The sequence below is a fragment of the Pseudomonas arabinosi genome, assembly GCF_047758675.1.
Lineage (GTDB): Bacteria > Pseudomonadota > Gammaproteobacteria > Pseudomonadales > Pseudomonadaceae > Aquipseudomonas > Aquipseudomonas arabinosi.
Window position 1 is genome coordinate 2,788,827 of record NZ_CP180480.1, and the last position, 16,328, is coordinate 2,805,154.

The window sequence follows — 16,328 nt, forward strand, 5'->3', positions numbered from 1 at the left end:
CCCATCGTCTGATTTGCCGAAAACCGGTAGCAGAACCGCTAGGGTGACTGGTGCAACGAATGTTGCAGCCTGGAGGTCAAACTCAGCGCCGAGATGAATGAACATCTGCGAACTCAAGGAGAACGACATGAAAATCCTGATGGTTCTAACGTCACACGATCAATTGGGTGACACGGGCAAGAAAACCGGCTTCTGGCTGGAAGAATTCGCCGCACCGTACTTTGCCTTTAAAGACGCCGGCGCTCAGTTGACCCTGGCCTCACCCAAGGGTGGTCAACCGCCGCTGGACCCAAAAAGCGACGAGCCGGACGCGCAAACCGCGGCCACCGAGCGCTTTCGCAAAGACTCTGCCGCCCAGTCTGCATTGGCGTCTACCGCTCTGCTGAGCAGCGCGAGAGCTGAAGATTACGATGCGGTTTTCTATCCGGGCGGCCATGGCCCGCTGTGGGATCTGGCCGAAGACAAAATTTCGATCGCTCTGATCGAGGCGTTTTACCAGGCGGGCAAACCGGTCGCGGCCGTCTGCCACGCACCGGGTGTGTTGCGTCACGTCAAGGGTGCGGACGGCCAGCCGCTGGTCAAAGGCAAGCGCGTGACGGGGTTTACCAACACTGAGGAAGAGGCTGTGCAACTGACGAAGGTTGTGCCGTTTTTGGTGGAGGACATGCTTAAGGAGAAGGGTGGTGTCTATTCCAAAGGTGCTGACTGGGCGAGTTATGTGCTCACTGATGGTTTGCTGATCACCGGTCAGAATCCGGCATCGTCCGAGGCTGCCGCTGAGGCGTTGTTGGCGAAGCTGAAATAGGATCAAAAGATCGCAGCCTGCCGCAGGCTGCGATCTTTTCAACGTGTCATCGCGTAATAGCGGCGAAACATTCCTCGATCGAGCGCCGCTGCGTCTCGGCATACAACGCCAACTCATCAATCGTCGATCGCCCCAGCGCCTTCTCGAACACCTGCTGGTTCGAATGCACGCCATAGTGGGTTTGCGCCGCATCCCCCAGGTTCGACTGAAAAATCCCCGCAGCGCTAACCGGCAGAAAATCTTCGTACACCAACGGTTCAACCCGCAAATACCCGCCGCTGAGCAGGTTCTCCAGCGACCACGATTTCAGCTCATCGGCCCCCAACCCTTTTTCCGTGACGAAGTAGCGAAAGTACGCCAGTTCCTGTTGGCGCATGCCCTCAACGGTGTCAGGGAATTCTGCAAAGTGCTGCGTCATCAGCGCGTTGTAACGTGCGGCATTGGCCTCATTGGGGAAGTCTTTCAATTCATCACGGGCAGCGTTGAGCAAACGGTCGTAAAGCGCCCGGCCTTTGGGGGTGAGCGCCGCGCCGCGTTGCTCGATCTCGCCGAAACGGGCGCTGTGGCTGCCACGATTCTCGGCTTGATCGGTGAAGGAGACAGGCTCGTCCAGAGCCTTGAAACTGGTCTGGCGCAGGAGGATCGGGCACTGACGGCGGGGCGGGCCTTCGATCACCGCTTTGGGGGTGATGCCGTGCGCAGGCATTTGCGCCTGGACGATGTCGATGTCCAGGGTGCGCGGCGTCAGGTGGTTGATATGCGGACCGGTGAACGCCACCACGTCGGCGATCAGGCGATGCTGGGCACTGAGTTTGCGGTACTGCTCGGCGGTCACGGTGGCGGTGTGGTGCCAGCGGAACGTTTCCAGCGCCTGCTCGACGAAGTCCCGAGCCTCTTGTTCGGTGAGGCCGCCGTGGGTTTCGGCGCGATCGATGAGACTCAGCGCAGCGGGCGTGAAGATCGAACGCTTATCCAGCACCGATTGGGCGAACGCTCGCAGTTCCAGGTCTTCGATCAGTTCCAGGCGCAGCAGGGAGGTGAATACCCGGAACGGGCTGACCTGCAACGCCGCCTCATGCACCGCGCGAAAAGCCGTGGAGTGCACCGGCACACCGGCTGGGGTCAGGTCGTAATAACCCACCGGCTGCATGCCCATCACCGCAAACAGCCGGGCAAGGGTGGCCAGTTCATCGGCGGTGCCGACACGGATCGCGCCATGCCGCTCCAGGTCCAGACGCTGGATTTCACCGGTGCTGTTCAACTGTCGGGCGATCTGGGGATCGCTGTCCAGTACGTGACGGTTGGTCTGTTCCACCAGTTCCATCAGCGCGCCGTACAGCGGCACTTCTTCGCGGTACATGTCGGACATCGCTTTGGAGAAGCGTTGGCGGATCAGGTCAGGGCTGATGAAGTTCGGATGGCTCATGAAAACAATTCCTGATGCGGTGACGTAAAGGATGCGGGAAAAGATCGCAGCCTTGCGCGCCGCCGACAAACGAAGAATCTTACGAACTTCATTCTGCAAAGGACTGCATGTTCAGTGCAGTCGCTGATCCTGAGGGCTTTCCGAACGCAGCGATGCCAAAAATTCCCGATACAGCCGCGCCGTGTTTGTCGGTTGTTCGACCATGGGCATATGGCCGGTGTGGTCCCAGACCTCCACTCGCAGATCGGCGATGCCTTTGCTCCAGATCGCCACGCTGCTGACATCGATCAAGCGGTCCTTGTGTCCCCACAGCAACAGCGCCTGGCACTTGATGTCGGGCAGTTTCGGCTCCATCGGCGGGCTGGCGCGCAAGTCCCTGAAGATTTCTTCCAGCTCCTCGCATTGCTGTTCATAGCGTTGCGCGATGGCGTCCAGCACCACCTTGGGTACCCACGGCGGTTCGGCCATGGTCATGGCGTAGAAGCGCTGGAATTCTTCCCGTGAATGAATCAGGAACGGGTTGTGGCCCTTGGCCAAATGCCGCTCCAGGTCGCTGGCTTCGGGGGCGGTGACACCCGCGGGGTCGATCAGGGCCACCGAAACAATGCGATCCGGGTACGTGGCCGCCAGCCACGCTGCCATGTAGCCGCCCATCGAGTTGCCGATCACATGGACTTTCTCGACGCCGCAGACATCGAGCAACTGGATCATCCGCTTGGCCTGCAACGGAATGTCGTAGCCGCCGCCCGCCTTGAAGCCGGTTTCGCCATGGCCGGCGATGTCGGGGATGATCACCCGATAGTTGCCGACAAAGTGCCGGGCAAAACGCAGCCAGACGTTTTTGTCGGCGCTGTAACCGTGAAGCATCAGCACGCTGCTGGACGCTTCGTACGGCCCGCCTTGCCAGGTCGAAACAGTCATTTCGGCGATCGGCACGACAATTTTGTGCAGTCCATACAGCTTGGCCTCTATCGACATGTTCAAGTCATAGAGCCAATGACCGATGGCCGGGTAACTCAACCAGCTCCAGGCCACGAAAACTGCGATTGCGACAACCAACAAAAGCATCAGGCATCTTCCTTTTACGTGATCAGGACAGAATGTGATCGGCGGGTTTCAGCGCCCTGGTCAACCGGTGATAGGTGAAACTGAAACCCGGAAACATCGCAATCACATGACCGCTCTTGCTTTGATACCAACTGTGGCAACCCCCGGACTTCCATACCGTGCGCTCCATCTCCCGGTGGATCATTTCAGTGTAGGTACGTTCTGCTTCGGGGCGTACTTCGATGCTGCGCAAACCGTGTTCTTTTAACGTGCGGATGCAATCCAGAATGTAGTTCATCTGAGACTCGATGATGAACAGCGCCGAGGTGTGGCCGATGCCCGTGTTGGGGCCGGTGACGATAAACAGGTTGGGGAAGTCCGGCAGGCTGGTGCCGAGATAGGCCCGCGGGTATTGGGCCCAGAAATCTTTGAGTTGTGTGCCGTTTTTGCCGGTGACCGGGTAGGAAATCACCCCGTCGGTGGCGTCGTAACCGGTGGACCAGACGATCAGGTCCAGGTCGATGTGTTGGCCGTCCTGGGTGATGATGCCGGTTTCATCGATGGCGGCGATGCCTTGCTCGCGGCTGTGCAGGCTCACGTTACTGCGACCCAGCGCCGGGTACAGGGTGCTTGAGATGATCACCCGTTTGCAGCCGATGACGTAGTCAGGCGTCAGTTTCTTCCGCAATTGAGGGTCAGGCACTTGCCGTTTGAGGAGGCGCAGGGCGTGTTGCTGGACCAAGCGGATCGCTGGTTTCGAATACTTGAAGGCAATCACCCGGGTTTCAAACTGCCAGTAGATCATCCAGCGCAACAGTTTGTAGGCCGGTTTGAACCCAAGCAACCAACGCTGGAATGGCCCAAATGCACGGTCGGCACGAGGCAATACCCAGTGAGGCGTGCGCTGGAACACATGCAAATGCTCAACGTCCGGGGCAATCGCCGGAATCACCTGGGCGGCGCTGGCGCCGCTGCCAACGATGGCCACGCGTTTTTGCCGGTAATCGTAGGTGTGATCCCAGTTGTTGGTGTGAAAAGTCTTGCCCTGAAACCGCTCCTGGCCCTCGAAGTGCGGAACCACGGGTTGGCTCAGCGGCCCGGTGGCGTTGATCAGGAACTGCGCATGGAACGTACCTTTGCTGGCGGTGTGCACCACCCAGTGTTTGCCGTCGTCGTCCCATTCGATGCGCTCGACATTGGCCTGCAGCTCCACCTTGTCTCGCAGGCCGAAGTGCTCCACCACGTACTGGGTGTAGTGGTGCAGCTCGGCCTGCTCGGCGAACATTTGCGTCCAGCGGTAGGGCGCGAAGGACAGCGAATAGAGCGGCGAGGGCACGTCGACCGCGGCACCGGGGTAGGTGTTTTGGCACCAGGTGCCGCCGAAAAAGTCCCGCCGTTCCAACAGGCGGAAATCGCTGATGCCTGCCTTGAGCAAATTGATCGCGGCGCACTGGCCGCCAAAACCGCTGCCGATGATCAACACTTGAAAGGTCTGCATGGGCCTCCTTTTTTATCGTTATTGATCGAACCGTCCTTTCATGTATAGCCAAACATTGGGCGCCCGCGTCAGGGCTATGCCTTGGTATTCAGACCGCCAGCCGGTGATGGCTATTTGCCGTTGCCCTGATAGACTCTCACCACACTTGAAACCCTTGAGTTTTCAGGTTCCGTTCAGTGGCGCAGAGGCCTCTATGGAAAAAACGGGAGGAAAAGGACTTTCACTGGCCAGGAGGCTCTATACATCGCGAATCCTGGGTTTAGCCTTGGGGCTGTTGCTCGTGAGCGCGGCGATGTATCCACTCAACCCTGCACCGTGGGTCTGGGTGGTGATGCTGCTCAACGCCATCCTCTGGCCGCACCTGGCTTATCAATGGGCGCGCCGCGCGCCAGTGCCTTATCACGCCGAACACCGCAACTTGCTGGTGGACGCCTTTCTTGGCGGGTTTTGGGTCGCCGCCATGCACTTCAATCCGCTGCCTGGCGCGACGACCCTGGCCATGATGGCGATGAACAATGTGGCCATTGGCGGTTTGCGTTTCCTGTTGGCGGGAACCGTGGCGCAGGTTCTCGGGATGGGCGTCGGACTGCTGATTTTCTCCCCCGCGTTCATCCCGCAAACCAGCCAACTGCAGATGTATGCCTGTTTGCCCTTGATGTGTTTGTATCCGCTGGCATTGGGCTGGATCTGCTTCCGCCAAGCCCACACCCTCGGCCGACAGAAGCGTGAATTACTGGCCCTGAGCCGCACCGACAGCCTCACCGGCCTGCTGAACCACGGCGCCTGGAAGGATCAACTGGAAATCGAATTCCAGCGTTGCAAACGTCAGCAGCGGGGCGGGGCGATTGCGCTGATCGACATCGACCATTTCAAATCCATCAACGACACCTACGGCCACGTTGCCGGGGACATCGTGTTGCGCCAGTTGAGCAAAATGCTCAAGCAGAACCTGCGTGCGGCGGATGTTGCCGGGCGCTACGGTGGCGACGAGTTCTGCGTGATCCTCCCGGACCTTCCCCTCACGAGCGCTGCAGCCGCCATGGATGCCCTGCGTGATCGCTTCGCCACTTTGGGTTATGAGCAGAGCCCGGCGCTGACGGTCAGCCTGAGCATCGGCCTGGCCGCCTTCAACCCGGCACACACCGACGCGACCCAGTGGCTCAACGACGCCGACCTGGCGCTCTACGAAGCCAAAGCCACCGGTCGCAACCGCGTCATCTGTTGCGGCGATAGCAGATCGCATCACGAAGTACTTGATTCGGTGTGACCATCACCGCAAATCCACAGTAAATCTTTGGTCTATCAGGTTCGTCTGTGTCGCATCGGGTCTAGAGCCTTGCGCCGTAGTCAGGTAGGGTGTTTTTCACCCCCGACACGAAACAAGGATCGATTCATGACGTTCAATCTCCCTCGTTCCCTGCTGGCCACCAGCCTTGGCCTGACCCTCGCCCTCGGCGTTTTCGCTCCCGCAGTTTCCGCCGAACCGCACAAGCAAGTCCTCGCCGATTCCGAACAGTACAAGGGCGAAGCCTTGAAGTTACTCGAACGTTTGGTGAACATCGACTCCGGTTCCGGCTATGAACCGGGCCTGACGAAAGTCAGCGACATCGCCATCGACGAACTGAAAAAACTCGGCGCGACCATTGAGCTTGTGCCCAATACCCCGGACAAAAGCCGCCATGTGATCGCGACCCTGAAAGGTACCGGCAAGGCAAAAATCCTGCTGATGGCGCACATGGACACCGTGTTCAAGGAAGGCTCGGCCGCCGAGCGTCCGTTCCACATCAAGGACGGCCGCGCCTACGGGCCGGGCGTGATGGATGACAAGGGTGGCATCGTTGCCGGGATCTACGCGCTGAAAGTCCTGAAAAACCTCGACTTCAAGGACTACGCGCAAATCACTTTCCTGCTCGACGCCAGCGAAGAAACCGGCTCGGACATCGCCACCGACCTGATCAAGAAAACCGCCAAGGCCCACGACGTCACCCTCAACCTCGAACCCGGCCGCCCGGCGGATGGCCTGGTGGTGTGGCGCAAAGGCAGCGCCACCGCCGTGGTCGAGGTCAAGGGCAAGGCGGCTCATGCCGGTGTTGCGCCAGAGCTGGGACGCAACGCGGCCATGGAAGCGGCGCACCAGATTTTGCAGCTCGGCAAACTGGGCGACGCGGAGAAGAAAACCACCATCAACTTCACCGTGCTCAAGGCCGGCGACCGCACCAACGTGATTCCGGATCAAGCCACCGCCAAGGCAGACGTGCGGGCGGCGGTGCCGGAAGAGTTTGACCGGATCGAGAAGGACCTCGCGCGGGTTTCGAAAGACAAGCTGATTGCTGACACAGAAGTCACCACCACACTTCAGCGCGGCTTGCCGCCGATGCCGCAAACGCCGGAATCGGATCGGTTGATGGCGATGGCTCAGGGGATTTACGGGGAGATTGGCCGTAAGTTGACCGAAGAGGGAAGTGGTGGGGCGGCGGATGCCAGCCTGTCAGCGGGTGTGGGCACGCCGACGCTGGATGGGTTCGGGATCGTTGGCGGCAATATTCATACGCCAGAGGAGTACGCGGAGGTTGAGAGCGTGGCGCCGCGGATTTATCTGTTGTCGCGGATGATTATGGAGTTGGCCAAGCGCTGATCTCACCGCTGATCCTTCCCGCGCTCCCCAGACGCGCGTTACCCGGGCGGTTCATCTGTTGATGCGTGAAGTCTGCGCGATGCTGGATGTGGTGCGGGTGCGGGTGCGGGTGCGGGCGCGGGCGCGGGCGTTGCAGCGGGAGGTGGAGTTCAAGGCTGTAGTTTAGGGGTGTGGCATCTGACGCTATCGCGAGCAAGCTCGCTCCCACAGGGGATTTGGGTGAACACAAGATTCGTGAACACCGCCAATCCAATGTGGGAGCGAGCTTGCTCGCGATGGCCTCAGGTCGGTTCACACCGTCAAACGCACTGAACGGTTATTCCTTGACGCTCATAAACTCTTCCGCCCAACGGATGTATTCCTCAGGCTGCGTATAGGTGTGGGTCAGCTCGGTAGCGCTCAGGTCCGACGCCTGAGTAAAGATTTGCCGTTGTTCCCGCAGGCTGTCGTACGTGGCCTTGATCGCCGCAAAGTACGCACCATGACCATCGATGGTGACCCGCACGCCCAGTTCGGCCAGGCGTTTGTCGTCGCGCAGCAACGGGTTGCCGTAGGTGACCAGCATCAGCGGCACGCTCAGGTGCTCGGCGATTTGTTCGAGGTGGTCGAAGTCTCGCACGCCCACCATGCAAATCCCGTCCGCACCGGCCTGCTGGTAATGACAGGTACGGCTGATGACTTCCTGCACCGGCAGGATCCCCGCGTTGGTGCGGGCGATGATTGCCATTTCCGAATCGACCCGGGCTTCCAGCGCCGCACGAATCTTGCCGACGCCTTCCGCCACCCCGATCAGGTCGGTGGACTTGCGGCCGAACTGAGCGGGCAGCAGCGTGTCTTCGATGGTCAGGGCGGCGATGCCGGCGCGTTCGAGTTCGACGATGGTGCGCATCACGTTGAGCGCGTTGCCGTAGCCGTGGTCGGCGTCGGCGATCACCGGCAATTGGGCCACGCGGCCAATGCGAGTGGCCTGCTCGGCAAACTCGCTGAGGGTGATCAAGGCAAAGTCGGGGGCGCCCAGTACCTGCAACGATGCGACTGAACCGCCCAGGATCCCCACTTCAAACCCCAGGTCAGCGGCAATGCGGGCCGACATCGGGTCGAAGACCGACGCCGTGTGGTAGCAGGCGTTGGAGGCGAACAGCTCGCGAAAGTTACGGCGTAAATCTTGATGAGAAAGCCTGGACATATGAGTTCCACCACTGCAATGGGAATGGAAGGGCTTGAGCAAAAGTGTCAACGCCGAAGGAACAAAAGGCTATCACGCGAGCAGGGGAAGGATGATGACGAATTTTTGCACTGGGAAGATGGCGCCTTCCCTGTGGCGAGGGAGCTTGCTCCCGCTCGACTACGCAGTAGTCGTAAAATCAACGGACGCGAACTGTCTGAAGAAAAGTGGTATCGGCTTTGGGGGCCGCTACGCAGCCCAGCGGGACGGTGCGGCGTTCCGACAAGCTCCTTCGCCACAGGTGTGGGGAGGTTTCAGAATCCGATCAGGCCGCCACCGCCTGCTGCTGTTGATTGAGCAGCGGCACCGCGCGTACCGAGTTGCCGGGTTGCAGTTGCAAGCGTTTGGCGGTGAGGCGGTCGACGATCAGGCTGTTGCCTACCAGTCTGGCCTGGGCGGCGGTGATGCGGCAGTTTTCCAGGCGACGGTTGTGGATCAGCCACACCGGGGCCTGCTCGTCGGGTGTGCCGATGGCCAGCAGCAGCGGTTGGCTGTCGCGCACGGCTCGAATATTCGAGACCGGGGCTTCAATCACCGGGCCGGCGTCGAAGATGTCGATGTAACCCTTATGGGCAAAGCCTTCGGCGGTGAGGATTTTCAACGCCGGTTCGGTGTTCGGGTGCGCCTTGCCGATTACGGCCTGGGCCTGTTCGGTGAGCAGGCAAGTGTAGAGCGGTTGGCGTGGCATCAGTTCAGCGATGAAGGGCTTGCTGCCCAGGCCCGACAAGTGATCGGCGTGGCTGAAATCCATCTTGAAGAAGTGCCGGCCCAGGCTGTCCCAGAACGGCGAACAGCCCTGTTCGTCGACGCTGCCACGCAGTTCGGCGATGAGTTTGTCGCCGAACAGGTGCGGAAACTCGGCCACAAACAATAAACGTCCCAACGACAGCAATCGACCGTTACTGCCGTGGCGTTGATCGGGTCGCAGAAACAGCGAGCAAATTTCCGATTGGCCGGTCATTTCATTGTTCAGGAACAACGTCGGAATCTGCCGCCGGATACCCAGGTCCGGTGACGAACTGACCGTAAGCCCGACCCGGTAGTTGTACCAGGGCTCGCGCAGGCCCACGGCGCCCACCAGGGCGCTGACACCCACCAACTGCTGATCGTCGTCTTCGAGCACGAAGAGGTAATCGGCATCAGCGCGTTCGACCTGTTCGGCGAAGGTTCGTTGGGCCCAGCGCACCCGGTGGGTCAGGCGTTCCTCGTTGGCCGGCAGGGTGGTGAAGCCGGGGCCGGCCTGGTGCACCAGGTTCAGCAAGGCGGGCAGGTCGGTGACGTGAACCGGGCGGACAATCATGATGCAACTCCTTCTGCACGCCTGCTCGGGCGCTGTCGTTGGGCTCGGGGCCGGGTGATGCTCACAGGGCGATCAGCCGGATCGGGCTGCCTTCGGTCACGTTCAGGGCGGCGCACATCTCGGCGCTCAATCTCACAGGTTGCCCGGCCTGGTAATCCAGATCGGCGACGATGGCGCGATAGTCTTTCAGCGAATCGTTGCTCACCAGATAACTGCCAAGGGCATCGATGGATGCACCCGGTTTCGCCGTGCCGGTCTGGCTCTGGGCGATGGAACGGATGCCGGGAGTGCGCGCATACAACGTCGGACCGCCGTCGAACAGGTCGATGTAGCTGTTGGTTTCGAACCCTTCGCGCTCGAGGATATCGAAGGCCTCCTGCCCATCGGGATGGATGCGGCCGATGCAGTCCTGCGCCTCCTTGGGCAGCATCGGCACGTAGATCGGGTATTGCGGCATCAGTTCGGCGAGGAAGGTTCGACTTTCCAGGCCGCAAAGTCGCTCGGCCTCGGCGTAGGGCAGGTCGAAAAAGTGCTTGCCCAACGCATCCCAGAACGGCGAGTGCCCTTCATCGCTGCTGAAACCGACGATCTCGGTGATGACGGCTTCGGAAAAGCGCCGCGAATGGGCGGCGATGAACAATAGCCGCGCCCGGGACAGCAGTTCAGAGAACCGTGTTCGCACCAACGCTGCATCAATATGAAAACCCCGCAGCAAGGTATGGCCGCTGAGGTCGTGACACAACGACAGCGCGGGTACGCCGTGCTCGATGTTCAGCTCCCGCGAGGCACTGGTGAAGTGCCGGTTGCGCAGACTGTAGAACGGCTCGCTGAAACCGGCGGTGGCAAGGATCTCCGAGCACCCCACCAAACGCTCTCGGGTCAGGTCTTCCAGCACGAAGAAGTAGTTCTCCGGGCCATGACCCTCAACGTCTTTTTCGAATGAAGCGCAAGAGTCGAGAATCTTCTCGCGCAGGCATTCGGTGTCGTCCGGCAAGGACGTGACGCCTACCAGACTGTCGCGCGCCAGTTGCTGCAACTGGGGCAGGTCGGTTAACTCGACTGGGCGTAAGACCAGCATGGATGCACTCCTGTATCAAAGGGTCCGGTGGTTGGCACCGAACCTGACTATCACTGTCGGTTTCCACGCAATACATCGGCGGTCGCCTGAATGTTTGTCAGACGCCACTCTTTTTCTTGTCAGCCGTTGCTTGGGTCGGGCAGTACCGCACGGGTGCCCAGTTTGTTGAGTACAAACAGGTAGACCAGGCCCAGCGCAATCCAGATCAGGCCGAGTTTCTGTGCATCGACGCCCATGTTGTACATGATCGCCGCGACGATGATGAAGCCGATCACCGGGCAGATAAGGTGACGGATCACCTGTCCGGATTTCTGCCGACGCCAGTAGTAGTTGATGACCGTCAGGTGCAGCAACATGAAGCCGCTCAATGCGCCGAAGTTCACCAGTGAGGTGAGGGTGTCCACCGAGTTGATGAACAGGTAGCAGATCACCAGCGACAGCACGGCCACCAGGTAGATGCTCACGTACGGCGTGTTGTGTTTGGGATGAACCTTGGCCAGTACCTTTGGCAGCTTGCCGTCTCGGGCCATGCCGAACAGCAGGCGAGACACTGCCGCTTGGGAGGTGATTGCCACCGCCACACCCCAGGCCAGCGCCGTCGCCACGGCGGTCAGGGTTGCCAGCCAGCTGCCGGCCGCGAGTTCAGCGATTTCATAAAAAGCCGTGTCAGCCGATTTGAAACCCATGCCGGCCGCCAGATCCGTCGCAATCCAGGTCTGCACGACGAAGATCACCCCCATGACCACCAGCGTAATCAGCGCGGCTTTGCCGACGCTGCGGCCCGGGTCACCCTTGATCTCTTCGGCGAGGGTGGAAATCGCATCGAAACCGAGGAACGACAGCACCGCAATCGACACCGCTTGCATCAGCAGGGCGAAGTTGAACGTCTCGGGGTTGTACAACGGCGCTAGGGTCAGTTGACCGTTGCCACCGCCACTGTGCAGGGCGTTCCAGGCGTAAAACAGGAAGATCCCCAGCACCACCAGTTGCGCCAGCAGAAAGACGATGTTCATCCGCGCGGTGAAGGTGATGCCCCGCAAGTTGACGAAGGTCGCGCTGACCAGGAAGGCCAGGATGAAACCGACCTTCGGAATGTCCGGGTACAAATGATTCAGGGCCATGGCCGCGTACACATACAGCAGCGGCGGAATCAGCAGGTAATCGAGGAGCATCAGCCAACCGGCGATAAACCCTACGTGTTGGTTCAGGCCCCGTTGCGCGTAGGAATAAACCGAACCGGCAATCGGAAAGGCCCGAGCCATGCTGCCGTAACTCAGGGCAGTGAAAAGCATCGCCACCATGCCGATGATGTAGGCCAGCGGTACCAGCCCCGGGGCTTCGGCGTTGACGTAGCCATAAACACCAAACGGTGCGATGGGGATCATGAAGATCATCCCGTACACCACCAGGTCGGTCAGCGACAGGCTGCGTTTCAATTCTTGCTTGTAGCCGAATTCTTCTATTTCCATGAAGCCGTTCTCCTTGATTTAAACGCAGCTACACGCTGCAAGTTTGAAGCGATTGTTTTACAACAGAGGCGCCAGGTATCCGGTAAAGCGATTGACATCTTCAGGCGTACGCAGCAGGTCGTTGCGCACCTCGATCAACACCGATTCCAGGCCGCGTGCATCGCCGTGGACCGGCACGGTCATGTCGCCCAGCGGGTTGATTTTGTACGGCTCATTACCGGCAACTTTCAATGGGTGCAGGCTCAAGCCATCGATCAATCGCTGGGCATACTCCCTGGCCTCTCTATACAACACGCCAACTTCAAGCGCGCGGGGCTGGCCGTGATAGACCGGCGTGAAGCTGTGAATCCCCACCACCCGCACCGGCCGCCCTTGAGCGACACGTTGGTCAATCAAGGTGTGCAATCGAGCATGAAACGGCTCGAACAGGGATTGCCGACGGTACTCTCGGGTGGCTTCGTCCAGATCCCGGTTGCCCGGTACCTGATAAATCTCGCTCTGTGCCGGAATGCTGTCCGGGGCTTGGCGCGGTCGGTTGAGGTCGACCAACAGTCGCGAGTAATTGGCCGCCAACAGCGTTGCGCCCAATGCTCGGGACAAACTCTCGGCCAGTGCCAGGGCGCCGATGTCCCAGGCGATGTGCTCGCGGGCCGCCTCGTGACTCAGGCCCAGGTCATTCAACCCGGCCGGAATAAAACGACTGGCGTGTTCGCACACCAGAATCAACGGGTGATCGGAGTCTTCCCGGCTCAGGGTGTACGCGGGCCCGGTGTAAAGACCGAGCTCAGCAGATTCAGTACAGGCGCGCATAGTGTTCACAGCGTTCGGCGGACGACAGCTGTTCCGTCAGTGTCAGTTCCTCGGTTTTAAGGGCGAGGTAGGTGTCCAGCAACGCGCTCGGCAGGGCTTCGATCAGGGCCTCGCTGTTGCGCAGGCAGTCCAGGGCCTGGGCAAGGGACGCGGGCAGGGCGACGATGCCGCGGGTCTGGCGTTGTTCTTCGTTCAGGGAGTCGGGGACTTCATCGGTGATTGCGTTCAAGGCCAGGCGTTGCTCGATGCCCAGCCGACCGGCAATCAGCAGCGCGGCCATGGCCAGGTGCGGCGAGGACGTGGCGTCCATGGCGCGAAATTCCAGGTTGTATTGCGATGCCACCGTTTTGCCGCCCAGGCTTGTCGTCGGGCAGATTCGCAGCGCCGCTTCGCGGTTGCGTTGCCCGAGGCACGCGTAGGACGCGCTCCAGTGATGGGGCTGCAAACGCTCGTAGGACACCGGTGTCGGCGCGGTAATCGCACAGAGCGCCGGCAGGTGATGCAAGATGCCGGCGGCCCAGTGCTGGCCGAGGGTCGACAAACCATTGGTGGTGCCGGCGTCGTACATCACCGGTTGGCCAGCCAGGTCCAGCAGGCTGACGTGCAGGTGCACGCCGTTGCACACCGCATGCTCCGAGGTCTTGGGCGCGAAGCTCAACGCCAGGCCCATTTGCCGGGCGATCTCGCGGGTGATTTCACGAACGTTCACCGCGCGGTCGGCAGCGGCCACACCCAGGGTCGGGCGACAGGTGATTTCGTATTGATGCTTGCCGTACTCGGGCAGGAACATTTCCGGCTCGACGCCACCGGCACGCAGGGCGCTGAGCAGCCAACCGCCAAACTCGGCACCCTGACGCTGTGCTTGCAGCGAAAACGCCAGGTGTTCAGCCTCGCCGGTGTTCAAGTTGAATTCATGCTCGAACGCCGCATTGACCTGCAAGCCCAACTCGGCGCGATAACGCTCTACCTCGTTGCGCAACACCGTACGCGGGCAGGCACCCCACGGGCGGCCATCGGTTTCGCGGATGTCGCTGTGAATAAAATCCAGCGCCGGAGCGTTGGCATCCGGGCCGTTGTTGACCGTCACTCGGCTGGGCAGATCGGGCATCAACCGCAAATCGCCATAAGCGCCCCACGGGTTGGCATCGGCGATGATGTCTTGCGGGGTCAACGCGCTGTTGGCCGGCACCCAGCCACACCCCGTCCTTTGATAGTGCTCGAGTTCGTCCGTGGGAAAGGAGCGCCCGCGTGTCACGCCGATCAGGTCGGTGGTGACGAGGGTGGTCATGGGCAGTGGCAACAGGCGCTCGCTCATGGCTGCATTTCCTGCAAGCGGCCGAGCACAGTCTGGGTGTCGGTGATCCAGCAGTAACCCTTGATTGCATTCAGGCAAGCCTGATGACGCGCGGGCGTGTAAGTCGCGCAGGCATCTTCCACCAGTGTCACCAGATAACCGCGGTCGGCGGCATCACGCACGGCCATGTCCACGCACTGATCGGTGACGATGCCGGCGATGATCAGGTGCCGCGTCCCGAGGTTGCGCAGCACGTAGTCAATGTTGGTGGAGTTGAAGACCCCGGACGAGGTCTTGGGCAGCACGATTTCGTTTTCTGCCGGGGTCAGGTCGTCGATGATCCGCGCTTGCGGGCTGCCCTTGGGCAAGTGCATGTCCGAGAGTTTGTGGTCCAGCGAGCGATCGCGGCCATCGGCGGTGAGGCTTTCGATGATCGTGTGCAACACGTTTTGCCTGGCGCTGCGAAAGGCGCTGAGCAACCGGCGTTGATTGGGCACCACCTGCATGTGGGTGCGGGTCAGGAAGTACTCGGCGTCCGGCCCGTTGAGGTGCGGGTCAAACTGCGGTTCAAGCCAGGCGCGTTGCATGTCCACCAGCAACAGCGCGGTGTGATCGGTGACAAACGGCAAATCCCGAGGCGAGTGGTGGGGGAGCGTGAACATCCTTATTTTTCCTCCAGCAGGTGGGTGTCGAAGTCGGTCCGCAGGGCGTCGATGCCTTCCAGGCGATCGGCCAGATCCGGACTGCGCAGGGTCAGGCAGGCAATCAGCGCCTCGACCTGGGCCAGCGCCGGAACCAGGGAGTCGAAGGCCGACACCGATTCCACAGGCGCACTGATAATCAGGTCGGCCATTTCCCGCAACGGTGAAGCATAGATGTCAGTGAACAACACCACGCGTGCATATCGACTTTTCGCCGCATTGGCCACGCGCAGGGCCTGTGACTGGTAGCGGCGATAGTCGAACACCAGCACCACGTCCTGACGCTGCACGTCGAACAATCGGTCGGGCAGTTGCGCGTTGTCTTCCAGGGCGAAACATCCCGGACGCAGCAAGCGCAGGTGATTGAGTAAATAACTGGCGAGGAAGCTGCTGAAGCGCCCGCCGAAGCAATGCACCTGATGACGGGTGTCGAGCAGCCATTCCACCAGAATCCGCACATCTTCGGGCTGGGTCAGCGCATGGGTGTCCACCAGCGCTCGATGGCTGTGCGCCAGATATTGGCTCCAGGCGTCGCCTTTCTGAAGATGAGCACGAGGTTGCAACAGGGTGCTGGGAGAGCGGAGGCGGTGGTCCATGTCGCTGAGCAGGGCTTCCTGGAAATCGGCATAACCGCTGAAACCCAGTTTTTTGACCAGTCGCACGATGGTGGGATCGCTGACACCGGCATGTTCGGCCAAACGTGACATCGGGCCCAGTCCGTTACGCGGGTACTGGTCCAGCAAGGCACGGATGACTTTGCGTTCCGACGGCGTAAGGTCCAGGCCGGGATCGGTGATCAGGTCTCTGAGAGAAGGCATCCGGGCTCCTGCTGGATGGATATGTCGGTTTCATTTCATAAATTGCTAAAACAGTATTTATGTAGCGGACTCAACATGTCTAGTGAATTTTTCCATGGTTTTTTAAAGCCCCAAAACAGGGCGAAAAGCCCGTGGGCCTTGGGCTACATGGATGTCGACTGAGCTTGTAGGCCATTGCCCATAGTGGTGTCGGATATCGCCGATTTTTTCAGGTGTATCAAG

At 60.3% G+C, this 16,328-nt stretch carries 14 protein-coding genes; 3 read left to right on the plus strand and 11 right to left on the minus strand.

Annotated features, from left to right (window positions below):
• Positions 1-127: 127 nt before the first annotated feature.
• Positions 128-805 carry a type 1 glutamine amidotransferase domain-containing protein gene (locus ACMXYJ_RS12985; protein WP_415760130.1) on the plus strand — a complete coding sequence of 226 codons (678 nt, stop codon included), beginning with the start codon at positions 128-130 and terminating at the stop codon, positions 803-805.
• A 46-nt stretch (positions 806-851) separates the two neighbouring features.
• Here ACMXYJ_RS12985 and hglS read toward each other — a convergent pair whose 3' ends face one another.
• The 3 genes from hglS to ACMXYJ_RS13000 all read right to left on the minus strand — a co-directional run bounded on the left by hglS (position 852) and on the right by ACMXYJ_RS13000 (position 4,776).
• Complete coding sequence (hglS, locus tag ACMXYJ_RS12990; protein ID WP_415760131.1) at positions 852-2,231, minus strand: 2-oxoadipate dioxygenase/decarboxylase HglS; 1,380 nt, start codon at positions 2,229-2,231, stop codon at positions 852-854.
• A gap of 111 nt (positions 2,232-2,342) precedes the next feature.
• Positions 2,343-3,299 (minus strand): alpha/beta fold hydrolase, encoded by a 957-nt coding sequence (locus ACMXYJ_RS12995; protein WP_415760132.1) that lies wholly within the window; start codon positions 3,297-3,299, stop codon positions 2,343-2,345.
• A 22-nt stretch (positions 3,300-3,321) separates the two neighbouring features.
• Entirely contained in the window at positions 3,322-4,776 is a 1,455-nt protein-coding gene (locus ACMXYJ_RS13000) for a flavin-containing monooxygenase (protein ID WP_415760133.1), read from the minus strand.
• A 193-nt stretch (positions 4,777-4,969) separates the two neighbouring features.
• Between ACMXYJ_RS13000 and ACMXYJ_RS13005 the strand changes: the two genes are divergently transcribed.
• Positions 4,970-6,043: a diguanylate cyclase gene (locus tag ACMXYJ_RS13005; protein WP_415760134.1), complete on the plus strand. Its 1,074-nt coding sequence runs from the start codon at positions 4,970-4,972 to the stop codon at positions 6,041-6,043.
• A gap of 126 nt (positions 6,044-6,169) precedes the next feature.
• A complete protein-coding gene (locus ACMXYJ_RS13010; protein ID WP_415760135.1) occupies positions 6,170-7,411 on the plus strand; it encodes a M20/M25/M40 family metallo-hydrolase in 1,242 nt (413 codons plus the stop codon).
• Positions 7,412-7,727: 316 nt separating this feature from the next.
• On the opposite strand, the gene ACMXYJ_RS13015 is transcribed toward ACMXYJ_RS13010, so the two are convergent.
• From ACMXYJ_RS13015 to ACMXYJ_RS13050, 8 genes are all read right to left on the minus strand, one after another.
• Positions 7,728-8,597 carry an isocitrate lyase/PEP mutase family protein gene (locus tag ACMXYJ_RS13015; protein ID WP_415760136.1) on the minus strand — a complete coding sequence of 290 codons (870 nt, stop codon included), beginning with the start codon at positions 8,595-8,597 and terminating at the stop codon, positions 7,728-7,730.
• A gap of 304 nt (positions 8,598-8,901) precedes the next feature.
• The gene (astA, locus tag ACMXYJ_RS13020) at positions 8,902-9,936 is read right to left on the minus strand and encodes an arginine N-succinyltransferase (protein ID WP_415760137.1); all 1,035 of its coding nucleotides are present in this window, start codon (positions 9,934-9,936) and stop codon (positions 8,902-8,904) included.
• A 61-nt stretch (positions 9,937-9,997) separates the two neighbouring features.
• Positions 9,998-11,014 carry an arginine N-succinyltransferase gene (locus tag ACMXYJ_RS13025; protein WP_415760138.1) on the minus strand — a complete coding sequence of 339 codons (1,017 nt, stop codon included), beginning with the start codon at positions 11,012-11,014 and terminating at the stop codon, positions 9,998-10,000.
• A 119-nt stretch (positions 11,015-11,133) separates the two neighbouring features.
• Complete coding sequence (locus ACMXYJ_RS13030) at positions 11,134-12,483, minus strand: APC family permease (RefSeq protein ID WP_415760139.1); 1,350 nt, start codon at positions 12,481-12,483, stop codon at positions 11,134-11,136.
• Between the two features lie 57 nt (positions 12,484-12,540).
• A complete protein-coding gene (locus ACMXYJ_RS13035) occupies positions 12,541-13,293 on the minus strand; it encodes an N-formylglutamate amidohydrolase (protein ID WP_415760140.1) in 753 nt (250 codons plus the stop codon).
• On the minus strand, positions 13,277-14,608 hold the full coding sequence (locus ACMXYJ_RS13040) for a glutamine synthetase family protein (protein WP_415760141.1): 1,332 nt from the start codon (positions 14,606-14,608) through the stop codon (positions 13,277-13,279). Before ACMXYJ_RS13040 ends, ACMXYJ_RS13035 begins: the two co-directional genes overlap by 17 nt.
• Positions 14,605-15,249, minus strand: a complete 645-nt coding sequence (locus ACMXYJ_RS13045) for an isochorismatase family cysteine hydrolase (RefSeq protein ID WP_095131262.1) — start codon at positions 15,247-15,249, stop codon at positions 14,605-14,607. The genes ACMXYJ_RS13040 and ACMXYJ_RS13045 overlap by 4 nt, the downstream gene beginning before the upstream one ends.
• A gap of 2 nt (positions 15,250-15,251) precedes the next feature.
• Positions 15,252-16,106, minus strand: coding sequence for a MurR/RpiR family transcriptional regulator (locus ACMXYJ_RS13050; RefSeq protein WP_415760142.1), 855 nt, complete (start codon positions 16,104-16,106; stop codon positions 15,252-15,254).
• Positions 16,107-16,328: the final 222 nt, after the last annotated feature.